General features: G+C 45.6%; 17 protein-coding genes. 8 read left to right on the top strand and 9 right to left on the bottom strand.

Annotated features, from left to right (window positions below):
• Positions 1 to 17 precede the first annotated feature (17 nt).
• The 4 genes from lpxM to EAE30_RS05765 are packed head-to-tail and all read left to right on the top strand — an operon-like array spanning position 18 to position 4573.
• Positions 18 to 1028 carry a lauroyl-Kdo(2)-lipid IV(A) myristoyltransferase gene (gene lpxM / locus EAE30_RS05780; protein WP_123015130.1) on the top strand — a complete coding sequence of 337 codons (1011 nt, stop codon included), beginning with the start codon at positions 18 to 20 and terminating at the stop codon, positions 1026 to 1028.
• Complete coding sequence (waaF, locus tag EAE30_RS05775; protein WP_123015129.1) at positions 1021 to 2043, top strand: lipopolysaccharide heptosyltransferase II; 1023 nt, start codon at positions 1021 to 1023, stop codon at positions 2041 to 2043. The genes lpxM and waaF overlap by 8 nt, the downstream gene beginning before the upstream one ends.
• Positions 2040 to 3392 (top strand): O-antigen ligase family protein, encoded by a 1353-nt coding sequence (locus EAE30_RS05770; RefSeq protein WP_123015128.1) that lies wholly within the window; start codon positions 2040 to 2042, stop codon positions 3390 to 3392. Before waaF ends, EAE30_RS05770 begins: the two co-directional genes overlap by 4 nt.
• Positions 3389 to 4573: a glycosyltransferase gene (locus tag EAE30_RS05765; protein ID WP_123015127.1), complete on the top strand. Its 1185-nt coding sequence runs from the start codon at positions 3389 to 3391 to the stop codon at positions 4571 to 4573. The genes EAE30_RS05770 and EAE30_RS05765 overlap by 4 nt, the downstream gene beginning before the upstream one ends.
• Before the next feature lie 58 nt (positions 4574 to 4631).
• On the opposite strand, the gene EAE30_RS05760 is transcribed toward EAE30_RS05765, so the two are convergent.
• The 3 genes from EAE30_RS05760 to EAE30_RS05750 form a co-directional block, all read right to left on the bottom strand.
• Positions 4632 to 5930, bottom strand: a complete 1299-nt coding sequence (locus tag EAE30_RS05760) for a PIG-L family deacetylase (RefSeq protein WP_123015126.1) — start codon at positions 5928 to 5930, stop codon at positions 4632 to 4634.
• On the bottom strand, positions 5917 to 7191 hold the full coding sequence (waaA, locus tag EAE30_RS05755) for a lipid IV(A) 3-deoxy-D-manno-octulosonic acid transferase (protein WP_199287073.1): 1275 nt from the start codon (positions 7189 to 7191) through the stop codon (positions 5917 to 5919). The genes EAE30_RS05760 and waaA overlap by 14 nt, the downstream gene beginning before the upstream one ends.
• Positions 7192 to 7328: 137 nt before the next feature.
• Positions 7329 to 8045 (bottom strand): 3-deoxy-D-manno-octulosonic acid kinase, encoded by a 717-nt coding sequence (locus EAE30_RS05750; RefSeq protein WP_199287072.1) that lies wholly within the window; start codon positions 8043 to 8045, stop codon positions 7329 to 7331.
• A 312-nt stretch (positions 8046 to 8357) separates the two neighbouring features.
• Here EAE30_RS05750 and EAE30_RS05745 point away from each other — a divergent pair, with 312 nt between their 5' ends.
• From EAE30_RS05745 to coaD, 4 genes are all read left to right on the top strand, one after another.
• Positions 8358 to 9413: a glycosyltransferase family 9 protein gene (locus EAE30_RS05745; RefSeq protein ID WP_123015125.1), complete on the top strand. Its 1056-nt coding sequence runs from the start codon at positions 8358 to 8360 to the stop codon at positions 9411 to 9413.
• 62 nt (positions 9414 to 9475) lie between these two features.
• Positions 9476 to 10258, top strand: coding sequence for a glycosyltransferase family 2 protein (locus tag EAE30_RS05740; protein ID WP_123015124.1), 783 nt, complete (start codon positions 9476 to 9478; stop codon positions 10256 to 10258).
• 5 nt (positions 10259 to 10263) lie between these two features.
• The gene (locus tag EAE30_RS05735; protein ID WP_123017268.1) at positions 10264 to 11301 is read left to right on the top strand and encodes a glycosyltransferase family 4 protein; all 1038 of its coding nucleotides are present in this window, start codon (positions 10264 to 10266) and stop codon (positions 11299 to 11301) included.
• Complete coding sequence (coaD, locus tag EAE30_RS05730; RefSeq protein WP_123015123.1) at positions 11298 to 11783, top strand: pantetheine-phosphate adenylyltransferase; 486 nt, start codon at positions 11298 to 11300, stop codon at positions 11781 to 11783. Before EAE30_RS05735 ends, coaD begins: the two co-directional genes overlap by 4 nt.
• A 102-nt stretch (positions 11784 to 11885) precedes the next feature.
• Here coaD and EAE30_RS05725 read toward each other — a convergent pair whose 3' ends face one another.
• The 6 genes from EAE30_RS05725 to rpmB form a co-directional block, all read right to left on the bottom strand.
• Complete coding sequence (locus EAE30_RS05725; RefSeq protein WP_164711803.1) at positions 11886 to 12953, bottom strand: capsular polysaccharide synthesis protein; 1068 nt, start codon at positions 12951 to 12953, stop codon at positions 11886 to 11888.
• A 55-nt stretch (positions 12954 to 13008) separates the two neighbouring features.
• Positions 13009 to 13929, bottom strand: coding sequence for a glycosyltransferase family 8 protein (locus EAE30_RS05720; protein WP_123015121.1), 921 nt, complete (start codon positions 13927 to 13929; stop codon positions 13009 to 13011).
• 71 nt (positions 13930 to 14000) lie between these two features.
• The gene (gene mutM, locus EAE30_RS05715; protein ID WP_123015120.1) at positions 14001 to 14810 is read right to left on the bottom strand and encodes a bifunctional DNA-formamidopyrimidine glycosylase/DNA-(apurinic or apyrimidinic site) lyase; all 810 of its coding nucleotides are present in this window, start codon (positions 14808 to 14810) and stop codon (positions 14001 to 14003) included.
• Between the two features lie 22 nt (positions 14811 to 14832).
• Positions 14833 to 15342, bottom strand: a complete 510-nt coding sequence (locus tag EAE30_RS05710; RefSeq protein WP_123015119.1) for a hypothetical protein — start codon at positions 15340 to 15342, stop codon at positions 14833 to 14835.
• A gap of 156 nt (positions 15343 to 15498) precedes the next feature.
• Entirely contained in the window at positions 15499 to 15666 is a 168-nt protein-coding gene (gene rpmG, locus EAE30_RS05705) for a 50S ribosomal protein L33 (RefSeq protein ID WP_077313877.1), read from the bottom strand.
• Positions 15667 to 15679: 13 nt separating this feature from the next.
• The gene (rpmB, locus tag EAE30_RS05700) at positions 15680 to 15916 is read right to left on the bottom strand and encodes a 50S ribosomal protein L28 (protein ID WP_077313878.1); all 237 of its coding nucleotides are present in this window, start codon (positions 15914 to 15916) and stop codon (positions 15680 to 15682) included.
• Positions 15917 to 16089 lie beyond the last annotated feature (173 nt).

Genomic DNA, 16089 nt, shown 5'->3' with positions numbered 1-16089 from the left:
TTTAGGTTTGAATATAGATGTCGACCTCTTCTCGTAACGATAACGATCCCAAAGCATATAACCCCACGTTAACTTGGCGTTTTTTCGCTCCACGTTATTGGGGCACTTGGTTAATGCTACTCGTTTGGATCCCTTTTTCTCTCCTTCCTCATGCATTTAGATATTGGCTTTCAGTGAAAGCGGCCAATAAAATGCTCAAAAAGCAACGTGGAACCATTTTAAATGCTCGTGCCAACTTGCAAGCCTGTTTCCCAGAGAAAAGTCTCACAGAACGCGAAGACATTCTGCATAACATGTTGGTGACGTCGGCCGTTTTTTTAACAGGGTTTGGTCTATTAACATTACGTAACCGCGAATGGCTCAAACAGCAATGTGATATCCGTGGGATGGAAAATCTGACCTCTTTACAAGAACAAGGTCAGAATGTCATTTTGCTCGTCCCACATTCTTGGACCATTGATATTCCAGCGATTTTGTTTGCATCAATGGATTTGCCCGTTGCCGCGATGGCGAAAAAACAGCGCAATGAAGTACTCGATTGGCTCATGCACCGTCAACGTGTGCAATACGGCGGCAAAGTGCATGAACGTAGTGATGGCGTGAAACCTTTCATAAAATCGGTCCGTGATGGGTATCTAGGCTATTATCTTCCCGATCAAGATCACGGAGCAGAAGCCAGTGTCTTTGTGGATTTTTTTGCTACAACCAAAGCAACACTGAAAGGGTTAGGCAAGCTCACCAAAGTCTCCCGCGCCGCGATTGTGCCCGTATTTGCCATGATTGATGCAAAAACAGGACGGTATACTGTCGATATTTACCCTGCTTTTGACCACTTCCCTAAGACAACTGAGGAAGAAGATGCCAGAACAATGAACCAATTCATTGAAACGGCAGTCTCAAAAAATCCAGAGCAATATATGTGGACGTTACGTTTATTAAAGACGCAACCTGATGGTGATAATGTTTACAAAAAAGCCAAACGACAATTGGCCGACAAAAATAATACAAACGGAAGCCACAATGAGTAAAGTGTTAATCATAGGCCCTTCTTGGGTGGGTGACATGGTGATGTCACAGTCACTGTTTAAGCGCCTGAAACAACAAGAACCGCATACTGAGATTGATGTGCTTGCCCCAGGGTGGTGTAAACCGCTCTTAGAGCGCATGCCTGAAGTTCGTCATGCGATTGAAATGCCAGTTGGGCACGGTAATTTTGGTTTAAAAACGCGCTATCAATTAGGCCGTAAGCTAGCCAAAGGGGGGTATGAGCGGGCTTATGTGATTCCTCGTTCCGCTAAATCGGCATTGGTGCCTTTATTTGCAGGAATACCTAAACGCATCGGCTGGAAAGGCGAAAGCCGCTATGGCCTTCTCAATGATATTCGCCCGAACCGTAAAGCCTTTCAATATATGGTGGAACGCTTAGTTGCGCTGGCACATCCGAAAAAAGAAATGGTGGATTCAAGCTCTCTTGGGGGCATTGATACCTTACCACGCCCCTCTTTAGTCATTGATCGCAAGGCGCAGCAGAGTGCTATTGAAAAATTTTCGCTCGCGACTGACAAACCGATTTTAGGCCTGTGCCCTGGTGCTGAATTTGGCCCATCCAAACAATGGCCAGTCGAACATTATGCGCAAGTCGCTCAATATGCCGTCAATAATGGTTATCAAGTATGGCTATTTGGCTCCGGCAAAGATACGCCGACCTGCGAAGCCATTAAACAATTAGTGGTCGAACAACAAGAGAACTTAAAAGTCTTAGCGGGACAAACATCACTCATTGAAGCAATCGACTTATTAGGAGCTTGCCGAACCGTCGTCAGTAACGACTCTGGCTTAATGCACGTCGCGGCAGCGGTGGGTTGCTATGTCATTGGGGTCTATGGCTCCACTTCCCCCAATTACACCCCGCCGCTTACTGACAAAGTAAGCATTGTTGGCACAGATATTGAATGTCGTCCGTGTTTTCAACGACAATGCCCACTTGGACACATGAGATGTCTGACTGAATTAAAACCGCAAAGAGTAATGCATCTATTATGAACACTTTTTCTACTGTATTTTTAGGTCAACGCTATCGCGCTATCATGTTGTTTGCTATTTTTGGCTACGTTTCATGTGCGATTGCATTTGAACATCTCTCGGATGCTTTTCGAGCTATCTTTATTCTCGGCTCTGTCGGCATACTCTATGTACATCGCAGTAGAATTTATCGCGACCCAGTTATCATTACACTCGCCTTAGCGTTAATTGTCTCAGTGCTCAGTTGGTGTAACAGTCTTTTTTATATTCCTGATTCAGCAAGAGCCATCCCCGAGCTCGATAAATTAGCCAGATTGTTTCTTTTCGTCTTTATTGCATATTGGTTAAAAGGGGAAAAGAAACTCATCTACATCCTGTTTTTTTGTTTTATTGTCAGTTTTATTCTTGGGATATGCATCAAATCCAATTTTATGCACTCTTTTGAAATGGGCATTTTTCATGATAAACGCGTTGATTTTAACATTAAAAATGCCCAATACACATCTATGTTCTCTGGCCTATGCTTAATCATTAGTATGTTTGCGCTGATACAGATCAAATATTACATCAAAGGCTATACGAATAACCTTTTGAAATATTCTGCTCCGGCACTGATGTGTTTAACTATGGCATTCTTTGCAATCATGGTTGTCATCACTCAATCAAGGATGGTGTTTGTCGGGTTACTGATGGTTATGGGGTTATTCCCACTTTTATACAAGGTAACATATACACACACCAAAGTTGCGACAGTGATTCTCTTCTATATCAGTGCTTTCTTGGCGGCCAGTATCGCTCTGTATGCTTCACTCCCCTTCATTATGCAACGATTCTCTCCCAAAGACATACAATCATTACAAGACATTATGCATCTAGATACCTCACATATCCCTATGTCCAGCATCGGTATCAGGCTAAATTCGTGGATTGAAGCGATTCCTTGGATTCAACGCCACCCTTTACTTGGCGTTGGCGTGCATGGCCCAGGTCTTGTCATATCTCAATCCCAAGTTTTTTCAGAACGAATCAATGAAAACTTTGCCACCATTAAAGGGTTACGTCACCTACATAGCTTCCATATGGATACGCTGGTCAGCTATGGCTTGTTCGGATTTATCGTGCTGAATTCGATATATATTACGGTTACTCGTCAACTATTTAAACTGCGTTCAACATTACCTAACGCAGAAAACTGGCTCATGCTAGCGTTATGTTTTGCGATTTACTGGTTCAGCATTAACTTTTTTGAATCGTTTAACTACAGAACCTACGGTGTCTTTGCTCATAACGTCATTTTGGGTGGTTTGTATTCATTTGTGTTAACGAAAAGGTTATTTGATAACGATAATCAGCGTAAGGCACTTACATGAGAATTGCCGTCGTCGTCAATAGCCTAAAAGTCGGAGGCATGGAACGTGTTGCCGTTAACTTAACCAACGCGTTTCACAAAGCGGGTCACCATGTGGAGCTGCTCTACTTAAAAAATCGACCCGTGGAACTGCAACCTGACGATCCGACGATTCCGATTCATTTGTTTGATGTGAAAAAGGATGTATTACGCACGGGGTTAGGGGCACTATGGATGGTGGCTTGTCGTATTGCCAATCTGTTTGCCCGTAAAAGCTACGCGCGATTGTTTGCCTATGCCGAATGTAGAGCCTTTGCGAAACGTCTGCAGCAATTAGAAAGCCGCAATGGCGCGGAATTTGATCTGATTGTGTTTCGTGGTCATGGTACTTTTGAGCATGTTTGGCCACTGCAAGATCCACGATTTGTGTTTGTCTGTGAAAGTGTTCAAGGAAAATACCACTATGGCCGCCTATCACAACGGGCTTTTCAAGGGATTTATGGGCACCGACAGATGGTGTGTATTTCACAGGGCGTGATGGATAACTTCCAAGCGATTACTCAACTGCATGGTATTACGCCACGCAGTGCGACCTTGATCAGCAACCCACTCGAATACGACCGCATCGCTGAGCAAAGCCAGGCGGATAAAAACAGCTTACATCCTAGGCCGTATATTTTAGGGTTGGGCCGTTTGAGTCCAATTAAAAATGTGCCGCTTTTGATTGAGGCCTATCACTTATTAGTCGAACGCTATGACATCCCACAGGATTTAGTCATCGTTGGTGAAGGCCGCGAGCGTGCTGCCATTGAGCATAAAATTTCACAGCTCGGCTTAGCGCATCGTGTTTTTCTTAAAGGCCAGCAAATGCCACCTTATCCTTGGTTTGCTCATGCAAACTTATTCACGTTAAGTTCAAAGTCTGAAGGCTTAGGCATGGTGCTGATTGAAGCACTGGCCTGCGGCGCTCCTGTCGCGGCAACACGCTGTCCTGGCGGAGTGACACAAATCATGCAAGGGCCCCTGAGCCATTTCTTGGCGGAGATGACGCCAGAGGCGTTAGCTCATGCTATGTACCAAGCCCTCACCACCCCGCGTGATGACATCTATCAAGCCGCAGTGCAATCATCCTTAGCCCAGTTCGATGGCCAGCGCATCGTACAAACGTATTTGGACACATTTACCTCAAAGCTCGTTAAGTAGCGACGTCCCTCATCGTTTTTCAAAAAAATAGGCCAGTGAACACTGGCCTATTTTTTGTTTATGACGTACGTGATGTCAGTAACTGCTCACGATAGTTATGACCGGATAGTACTGTAAAGACTTCAGCGGCTTTGATGTGTGTTTGAAAATACATGTGATTACCATAGTAGCGATAACCGTAACCATATCGCTTCTCATGCCACCAGCGTTTGATTTGCTTTTCTAGCGAAGCAGAAGCACGTAAGTCATGCATGGTATCAAATGCGACTACTTTCTCTTTTTGCTCTGCCAAGGATAAAGAGTAGCTATATACTTGCACTTGATGGAAATATTGATAAGGCTTATAGCACGGAGCTAATGCGGTCGTCGTATGCTCGGGGCCGTATGGAAAATCTTTGATGCCTTCCAAATGATTAACATACATTAACACGTTCTGAGGAACATAATCACTTTGCGCCATCGCAAGAGCGAGAGCGTGCGCCGCCGCTTTATGCTCAGGGTGAGGGTCAACCTCTGGGTCGGTCACCAGTACGGTCGTGGGTTGGATTCGCAACAATAGCTCTGATAGTTCATTGACCATCGCTTGTGGTGTATTGAGCTCCTCCCGATCATTGGACAAGCTCAAGACATTTAACCCGCGAAATGCGACTGGTGAGTAGCCTTTACCCGCGCCATGAATGATTGCATCATGTGGCGCATCATACAGCGTCTCTACGGTAATACCTGAATATCCCAAACAAACGAGTTGATCCGCGGGTACTTTGGCAAGCAGTGGCGTTGTCATGCTATTCCAGTGTCGAATGGTCGCTTTTCGAGGACATCCCGCTTCCATACTGTTATCCAAGTCTGGAATGTATTGTTTCGACATTTTCTGCAACGACTCACCGGCATACAAGGTCGCTATCCACACCTGCGAATGCCGGTGTTGGTACACACCGAAAGCCGCCAATTCCGCATCATCGGCATGTGGAGCAATGATCAATATCGGACCATGCGCCATCGGCGGCTCGCGAAACAGTAACAATGAGGCTTGCGAAGCCAAGGTACAATCATGAGTGAGACACTGGACCTCGTGTAAATTGGGTAATCCGGTTAGGTTGAGATAACGCTTACCACGTTGTTGAGCTTCAAAAAATTGCTCATGCTCACGCGCTTCAGGCTGCCAACCCGGTTGTCTCAGTTCCACCTTCCCCATTCTTTTATTACTGGTCGAGGTATAACTGACTTCCAGTAATACTGTCACTCGCGTGGTCTCTGGTAATAGATTTTCGTCGAAAGCAAGGTGACCAGAGGCGTCCAATGTCGCGGGGATATGCCAATCAGGCTGTAAAGGGTATTGGTAATCAAGCGTCTTCATTGGGAAACAATCCTGTTAATGTTCTATCAATCGCACCTCGATTATGCTGAACGACACGGTAAGCATGCTGACCACACTCAATGCGCTGCTCAGGGTGATCCAGCAAGTGAATCAAGGCTTCGGCAATACGTTCATGGGAGTCACACACTACGGTCGCCTGCGCGGCAATTAACTGCCCTGCAATATCACTAAAATTAAAATAACTCGGGCCGGTTAGCGTTGGCAAACTCAATGCCGCAGGTTCTAATAAATTATGTCCGCCCACTTTATCCCCGAGCAGACTTCCGCCCATAAAACACACATCACTCGCCGCTAATAATTGCATCATTTCCCCCATGGTATCGGCCAGATACACCTGAGATAACATTGCTCCCTTGTGATTGTCCGTGCGACGCTCATACGAGAGGCCATGCTCGGTAATTTCCCCGGCCACTGATTGAAATCGTTCCGGATGACGCGGCACCAAAATTAACAAAGCATCGGGACAACGCTTGAGTAGTAAACGGTGAGCCGCTAATACAATGGCATCTTCTCCTTGATGGGTACTGGCGGCAATCCACACCGGACGCTTCGCTCCCAGTCGGTAACGCAATTGTTTTCCCGCACGGATCACGCTGTCGGCGACCGTAATATCAAATTTGAGCGATCCGGTGACACTGAGTTGATCGGCACGAAAACCCAGCGCTTTAAATCGCTCGGCATCATCTTGATGCAAACAAAATATCTGATCGATATGGCGGGCGAGAAAAGCACCAATCGCGGGCAGCTTTTGATAACGTCCACAGGAGCGAGCAGAAAGGCGGGCATTAATGACCGCAATCGGCACTTGCATGCGATGTGTGATCGCTAAGGTATTTGGCCATAACTCGGTTTCCATAATGAGAAGTTGTGATGGCTGAATACGTCGAATAAAGCGTTTAATGGCCCAAGGAAAGTCCAACGGCATAAAACGGTGCTCAACCAACGGGCCTAATTTTTCCGCTTGCGCAGCGCCTGTGGTCGTGGTGGTAGTCATCACCACCTTAGTATGTGGATAACGCAGCTTGAGTGCTTTCACAAACGGCGTTGCACCAATCACTTCTCCCACCGATACCGTATGTAACCAAATCACAGGCTCTGATGTTTTTACTGGTTCACAATACCCAAAGTACTCAATCCAACGACGTCCAATATGTGGCTTATCACTGCGCTTTTTCAACAATGAGTACAAAAACAGGGGTGAGACAACCAAGATTAGTAAAGTATAAAAAGCACGAAACATAATGCGCGAGTGGTTAACCTTAATTAAGAACATTGCTGCCGAATTCTACGCGATTATGGTAAAAATCAGACAATGTTCAGCGAAAAATCACGAAATAAACACATAAGCGTTGCTATTTTATACAGCCGCCGTGTTTGCTATTGAGATACGGCCTGATAGCCATCCAGTAACCATGACCAGCATAGCTGTGGCCACGGAGTACTAAACTGTGGCTGCTCTTTAACAAATGAACGTTTTAAACGCTCTAAATTAGCACTCTTCCACTCGCCATGCTCAGAGGCAAACCCACATTTATCAAAATCGATGATCCAAACATCGTCTTGGTCATCAATGAGAATGTTATGAATATTCAAATCAGTATGATTGACATGAGCACGATGCATGCGGCCAATCATTTCGCCAATGCGTTGGTAGTGTTCTTGAGTTAACGAAGCATGGCGCAGAATGCCAACAAGATCCTGTGCATTTTGAATTTTTTCACTCAAGAGATCGGCACGATACCAAGGTCCACACTTTACCGCACGAGCCGCAATGGGTTTGGGCACATTCACATTCGCTTGTTGCAAAGCGTCTAGTAACACAAATTCTTGATGGCTGCGGGTACTTTGCCAATCGGTGAACCAATACTGATCTTTAACTAACTTACCAAATAATCCACCACGTCGATAATGGCGCAGCGCCGCTTCCATCGTGTCTAACTGCACAAACCACGTCGTGCCCCGCCCTTGAGCACTACCAGTAACCTTATTTTGCGCTTGCCAATAGCGGGGATCAAAGCAACGCCAAGGATCATCGTGCAGACGGTCGTCATCATACCAAATGGTTTGATTGGCTTGTTGAAGTTCTTTTATCACTGCGCTCACCTTGTATTAAGATCACTAATATCATCGACATTTAGGTATATCGGCAAGGATTTACCTGTGATTAGTTTACATTAATCTGCCAATGAAGATAATCTCTGTCGAGGATTAACGCTGCGTAGACATACGAACAACGGCCATTGCTTATCTCTCTCTTATTGCTTAAATAATAGTAGGATGAGATAGACGTAATGGCTTGCGCCCTCTACAATTCGTGTTCAAATAAGCTTGACCTCATGACGAAGTCAATCCGTCTGATTGATCGCGCGACTGACATACCCTAACCACTGGAGAAGAGAGTAGTTAATGACTCTATTTAATTCTGCCCCCCAATCACTGTGTATTTTACGACTCTCTGCGATTGGAGATGTATGTAATACCGTTGCAGCGGTTCAAGCAATCCAACAATATTGGCCTGACACCCATATCACTTGGATTACAGGGACGTTAGAAGCCAGTTTGATTGATGGTTTACCGGGTGTGGAAGTCATCGTCTTCGATAAAAAGCAAGGATGGCAGGGCTATCGTCAACTGTGGAAAACGCTCAAAGGCCGTCAATTTGATGCGCTTTTGCATATGCAATACGCATTACGAGCCAGTATTGCGACACTCGGAATTAACGCGCGTTATAAACTCGGCTTTGATGCCAAACGAAGCCAAGACTTCCAAACTTGGTTCACCAATGTCAAAGTGCCCTCGCCACCCGCACCGCATGTGCTTGATGGATTAATGGCATTCGGTCATACCCTTGGCATCCCTAGCAGTGAACCGACGTGGTCTATTCCTTATGACGATGCCGATGCACAATGGGCGCGAGCACAGCTCGATCAACAAAAGTACAATCTCGTGCTTGTACCTGGGGCCAGCAAGTCCTACAAAAATTGGACGGCAGAGGGCTATGCGCGTGTGATTGAATACGCGAAACAACAGGGCTGGCACGTGATTATTGCCGGCAGTCCCTCTCCCGTTGAAACTCGCCTAAGTGCGAGTATTACCGAGCAGTTGACGACGCCAGTGGCGAACGTGGTCGGCCAAAGTTCGATCAAACAAATGCTAGCATTACTGGATTACGCGGACATGGTGATTGCGCCAGATACTGGCCCTGCACATATGGCCAATGCCGTGAATACGCCCGTCATCGGCTTATATGCGCACCATAACCCGCAACGTACTGGTCCTTATCAATATCGACAATACGTGGTTTCTGCTTATGAAGCGGCGATTGCCGAAGAACACCAAAAACCGATCGCTGAGCTGGATTGGCGAACTCGGGTTAAAGATGAAACAGCCATGCAACGCATTACCGTTCCCGCGGTCATCGCCATGTTTGATAACGTCGTTGCAGACTTCAATTTATTATAAACTCGCACCAAGACTGTCACTCTACAGTGGTGCAGTAGTCCGCGAGCATAAGAGAGAAACGTATGATTACAGGTATTGTCATTACCCTGAACGAAGCGAACAACATTAAAGAATGCATCGAGTCATTACAGACCGTCTGTTCTGAAATCATTATTGTCGATTCTCAGAGTACCGATGACACACAGGCGATCGCTCAATCCATGGGCGCTAAAGTGGTTGAACAAGCCTACCTAGGCGATGGATTTCAAAAGAATGTTGGCCTTCCTCATGCCACCAATGATTGGGTATTAAGTATTGATGCTGATGAGCGCCTGACACCAGAAGCCATTGCCACGATACAAGCGCTGGATCTGGATAATACTCCTCATGATGGTTTTGCTTTCCGTCGTCGTAATCATATTGGTAGCCGCTGGGTTAAACAGTGTGGCTGGTATCCCGATTACTGTATTCGCCTCTATAACCGCCAGAAAACTCAGTTTTCACAGGTCAAACAGCACGCCTCTGTGCAAGCGAAAAACCCTAAAGAGCTCGACTGCGATCTCATCCACTACTCGTTTGAGAATTTAGGTCAATTGTTTGCCAAGCCTGGCCGTAATTTCAGTAGCCGTGCCGCCAAAATCATGTACCAGAAAGGTAAGCGTGCGAATGCATTTTCCCCCTTTTCTCATGGCTTAAATGCCTTCTTTCGTAAATACATCATGCAACGCGGCTTTCTCGGTGGTGTTGATGGTATGACGGTGGCGCTGAGCTCTGCCATTAATAGCTATCTAAAATACGCCAAGTTGCTTGAGTATCAACGCGATCCTAAAGTGCTTGAAAAAGAAGACTTCAATAAGATCTGGTAATGGTTATGAAAATTTGCCACGTGAACTTGGCCTCTGGCTACCACGGCGGAGAGAACCAAACTCTGCAGCTCATTAAACAGCAAGCCGCATTAGGTTATGAGCTGACGGTCGTGGCGAACCCCAAAAGTCCTTTCGTTGCAGCCGTACGTGCTTTGCCGTGTCGTGTGGTACTCGCCAACCACTACTTTGCGGCCCATGCCGCGTCCGTGACGGCCGACTGCGATCTCGTCCATGTTCATGAAGGCCGGGCGATTTATTGGGCGCTGATTCAGAAGCTACGCCATGGCGTTCCTTATATTGTGACCCGCCGAATCGACAACCCTCTCAAAAAGAAATGGCTCGCCAATATTGCGTACCGCAAAGCCAGTGCCGTTGTTGGGCTCAGTCGTGATATTGTCGCGAAAATTCAGCACGCCTACCCGCAGCTGTCACCGTATAAAATCCCGAGCTCGCCAGTGACGTATCCTATTGATGAGACGGAAGTGAACGATATTCGCAGCCGCTTTAAGCACCGTTTTCTCGTGATTCATGCCGCGAATATGCTGCAACATAAAGGGTTTGATGTCACTATTGCGGCCGCAAAAGCTCTGCAAGAGCAGAACGCCAACGTGCATTTTGCCTTGCTCGGTGACGGCAAAGCACGCGAGCAGTTAGAAACTCTGGCCGCTGGACTTACTAATGTGACGTTTTGCGGTAAGCAATCGAATATGGGCAGTTGGTTCGCCGCCGCCGATCTGCAAGTCCATCCCTCCTATACTGAGGGCTTGGGCTCCGTCATTTTAGAAGGGCTGAATAGCGGATTGCCTGTGATTGCAAGTCGCACGGGTGGCATTCCCGATATCATCGACGATCACGTCTCCGGGCTCCTTATTGAACCCGGCGATAGCCAAGGCCTCGCGACAGCCATCATGACTGTGCAAGCGAATCCTCAATTACGTGAGACTTTGTGTGCTGGGGCTCAGCAAAAACTCACCTCGTTTCGCATTGAACATACCGCGGAGCTTTATCAAAAAATTTACCAAGAGGTTAAGTCATCCTTATGATTAAAAAAGTGATTTACCCAGGTACCTTTGATCCACTGACCAACGGTCATCTCGACATAATACAACGCGCTGCTGCGTTGTTTGATGATGTGGTTGTCGGTGTTGCCGCCAGCCCCTCAAAGAATACGATGTTCACATTGGATGAACGTGTGGCTATGGCTCAACAAGCGGTCAATGACCTACCCAATGTGTCGATTAAAGGCTTTTCTGGCTTATTAATTGACTTTGTTAAAGATGAGCAAGCGGATATTTTAATTCGTGGGCTGCGCACCACCATCGACTTTGAGTACGAATTTGGGTTAACCAATATGTATCGCCGTTTTCAGCCCAAGTTAGAAAGTATCTTTTTAACTCCGACTGAAGAATTTATGTTTCTCTCTTCGTCGATTGTGCGCGAAGTGGCAATACATGGCGGTGATATTCGCGATTTTGTACCAAAATCTGTTGCCCGTGCAATCCAAGAAAAGTTGCAGCAGGCGTAACAATACGCACATAAGTGGCATTAAAAAAGCGCGCATCCCGTCTGGAATGCGCGCTTTTTCAGTAACTCACTGTTATTTATAAATAATAGCCAATTGTCACCGTTATGAGCGGCTTTCGACTTGCTGCATGCGCTTCATAAGCACAGCCTTACGCTGCTGAAACAAATTACTTTTCAAATACGACTCAATATACGTTTGCTTCGACACATACGCATTTTCAAACTCGCTAAACGGATCTTTCGTCAACGCATAGAGATTCGTCATCGCATTGGGTTCATCTTGGCGTAGATACATCGCGACTTGCGACTCAGACAGGTGACGTTTAATCGCTTCAAAAGAAAAATATCCCATGGAAAAATAAGGCATAAAACCAAACTTCTCGGCGCGTTCAGAAATTTCTGCCCCGAGTGGCCGATGCTGCTCTTCCTCAGTAAGTACTTTATTTAATAGTGGCACCTTACCGGAAATAAATAACGTCAGTTCGCGCGGTTTATTCAAATACTCAAGATATTGAGTAAGAATATCATTAATCACAGGCGATCCGGCTGGCACCGCAATAAACCACACTTCAATAGGGCGAGTCGGGTTATTCTTTTGTTTAAAGTTAAATATGCCACATGGCGCTAATGCTTGTGGTAACCAATCATTAAGCGGCGTCATACAAAAGGTTGTGGCATCGACCCACACGCCACCATAACGACTCAATAAGTACAGGCGCAGAATATCGGCTTTAATGGGTAATAAGCAACGTACTGAAGTGTTACGAAATGCCATATCAAAGTCCGCATCCACATACTCAGCGATATTCACGTTATTCAGTAAACGAACTTCGTAATCTGGATTCATTTTTTGCCAAGACTGCACGGCTAATTGTGTCACTTCAGGGGCGTTATCAAAACCGGAGTGCCAATACATCCAAATAATTTTAGGCAGTACTGGCGAATCATTGCTCTGTTTGGAATCACTGGTCTGTTTAGTTGGGGCTAATAACTGTTGTACAGCCTGTGCCGCAGCCTGTTTAATTTCCGCCTTATACTTCGCACTATGAAAGCTATGTTCCACATTGATGTCCGACAAGTGGTTATAGCATTTATTTAAAAATGCGCTTTTTTTACGTAGCTTGCCGAACTTACGGTCAAGGGATTTCATTAGCTTAGGAAATTTCATCATCACTCGTTTCATCATCGATTAGATAGGGTGTTTACATCTTCTAGCCATAGGTATTTCATTTAGGGCTTTTCGCGAAATACTGGGTTAGTTTACGGCGGCGTATAATCTTAGGCAGCTTTAACAACCGAGCAAATTTCCCCGCCCAATCAAGAGGCTCTCGTACTTGTGATGGCGTCATAGGCCAGTCTGTTAACGTTGAAAAATAAAGAAAAATATCTTGTAAGGGATGAGTACATTGCGCATGCCAAGGCTTAACTGAGCCAATAAAATGTATAATTGCAGGCTTGGCAATCACAGTCGATACCTCATGAGTATCTAAATAATCAAAGCCCTTATCATGGGCACTATAGATGGCAGGCTGCACATTCCAACGTAAGTTTAATTCTGTCCACTGATGACAATATAAATGGTTCAATGCATCTTGATCTAAATACTTTATATCATGGCTCGCATCACGTAGAAAACTCACCGCCCGATGTGAGACATCATCAGACTTCCATTTTAGAATATCAATTAGTAATACACCTGAATTAAAATAAGGTGACTCACGTTTAGCAAACGCGGTGGGGCTGCATAAATCACTCACCGCGCCCACTGCGTTTCCTTTTAAGTCACACCGCCACAATTTCGTTAAATCATCTAAAATCAGAAGATCACAATCTAGATAAATGACTTTTTCGCATGACTCTGGCAGATAGCGATCCATAAACAAACGCAATAAAGCACCGATACCAAATCGACCTAAATCAATATTGATCTCGGAAAAGAATGTCGTGTCTGCCTCATATATTGTGATTTGGCCGCCATAGCTCATCACGAGTGTTTCTAATTTCTCTTTGGTTTGAGACTCAAACTGTGGAGTAATAAGGTGAAAATGAAATTGCTCTGGTGTTTGAGTGTTTTCTAACGCCGACACGATAACCACCGCACAATAAGCGGCATAATTTTCATCAGAGCATAAAACGATATTAATCATAGAATGGAACTTTTAATTTTAAAATGGTAGTCAGTAAAAGTGCTTACAAACAAACGTAATAGAAGAATACTTCAACGCTGACATAAGCGACAGAAGAACGTATTTCTTTGCCCGATTTTTTGCTCGAGAATCACAGCACCGCACTCTGGGCACGGTTCGCCTTGTTTGCCATACACTTGTAGCTCTTGCGCAAAGTAGCCCGGCTTGCCATCGGCTTGGTTAAAGTCTTTCAGTGTGGTGCCACCTTGACGAATCGAGTGCGCTAATACGGCTTTAATCTTTTCAACCAACACTTGCCATTCTGCTAGTGTAAGTGAGTGAGCAGGCCTGATCGGTAATATCCGCGCCGCGAACAATGACTCGCTGGCATAAATATTTCCAACGCCGACGACATTCTTATTATCCATAATAAATGTCTTCACCGCGACTTGCCGTTTTTTGGCTTTCTCGAACATGGTTTGGGCGGTGAAGGCATCACTCAATGGTTCAGGACCTAGATGGGCCAGTACCGCAGGCGCCTCGCCCGGCTCATACCACAGCCAAGCACCAAAACGACGTGGATCGTTATAACGAAGTACGCGTCCATTCATCATAAAAAGATCCACATGATCATGTTTGGCTGGTGGTAACGCCGCATCCAATACACGCAATGAGCCTGACATACCAAGATGAATAAGCGCCGTCCCCACATCGGTTTCTAATAATAAATACTTCGCTCGCCGTTTAATATCACGGATAACTTGGCCTTCCAGCTTTTTGAGATCGTATGGAATGTCCCAACGAAGTTTTGGCGTGCGCACTTCAATCGCTTTGACGGTTTCACCGACTAAAAAAGGCGAGATCCCCTGACGGCTGACCTCTACCTCGGGTAATTCAGGCATGATAATTCCTTAATCAGGAGTTTTAAAACTCAACGGTAGATGGGTTGATTGCAGGCATAATGTAATCTTTCGCGACAGAAATCGCTACCCACTTGTTTTGCCAGTTTTGGAATAGCCAAAATTTCGCGGTGCGATAAAAAGTGATGCGTTGTGGCTCAACTTGATCGTCGTACCACACTTCGATCGTCGCAGGGTTACCTAACTGTGGGCTAAGTGATGTAAACGTGTTGTCATCAACCACGGTACCTTGCAGCGCTAACCAGCGTCGTGCGAGATTGCCGGCTGACATCGGCAGCTCAGCAGTTGAGTGCCATTGCCCTTGCTGATGCTGCAACGAAAAATGCGTGAAATTAATGGTCTTGACCGTTTTCTGGGGATTAAAAACGAACGGTGTAGTGGTCTCTTGCTGACTGGGTTCGGGAATCAGATAACTTTTGATGATCGTCGGCAAATTAAGCACACCAATAAACAAGATCACCAATAGAATCATTATGTTATTCCAGCGGCGACGTCGAGCTGGGGACACACGCATGCGAGGCTCCTTTACACAATGCAGCATCGGGGAAATGAGAATGCGACATTCTCGCTATCGTAAAGAGACTATAGCCAAGTGGCAGGGTTAAAGTCCAGATAATAAAAAACCCAACCGATAGGCTGGGTTTTTATAACACTGATGACAAAGCAAAAATTATTTGATTTTCGCTTCTTTGTAAGCAACGTGTTTACGGACAACTGGATCAAATTTCTTGATCTCAAATTTGCCTGGCATGTTGCGTTTGTTTTTGTCAGTAGTGTAGAAGTGACCAGTACCTGCAGAAGATACTAGACGGATTTTCTCACGAATGCCTTTAGCCATGGTTCAATTCCTCTTAAACGTTTTCGCCACGTGCACGGATATCACCAAGAACGGCTTCAATACCTTTCTTATCGATGATACGCATACCTTTAGCAGTTAGACGTAGTTTTACAAAACGTTTTTCGCTCTCTACCCAGAAACGATGAGTTTGTAGGTTCGGCAGAAAACGACGCTTAGTAGCATTTCGTGCGTGTGAACGGTTGTTACCCGCTACTGGACGCTTACCAGTTACTTGGCATACTCGGGACATGAATGTCTTCTCCAAATCGTTTCAGCTCGATATCAACCTTGCTTGCTGGCCGAACCTCAACTGAGGTAAAAACCAGTATGGTAAATCCATACAAGGCTATCAAAGGTCGCGCATTATACTAACTTGCCATGCATTGCTCAAGACCCGAACAGATCCTTTTTCAAGAAATCACT

The sequence above is a fragment of the Vibrio zhugei genome, from assembly GCF_003716875.1.
GTDB classification, from domain to species: Bacteria; Pseudomonadota; Gammaproteobacteria; order Enterobacterales; family Vibrionaceae; genus Vibrio; species Vibrio zhugei.
Note: the sequence above shows the minus strand (reverse complement) of the source record. Positions and strands in the feature narration are given on the sequence as shown.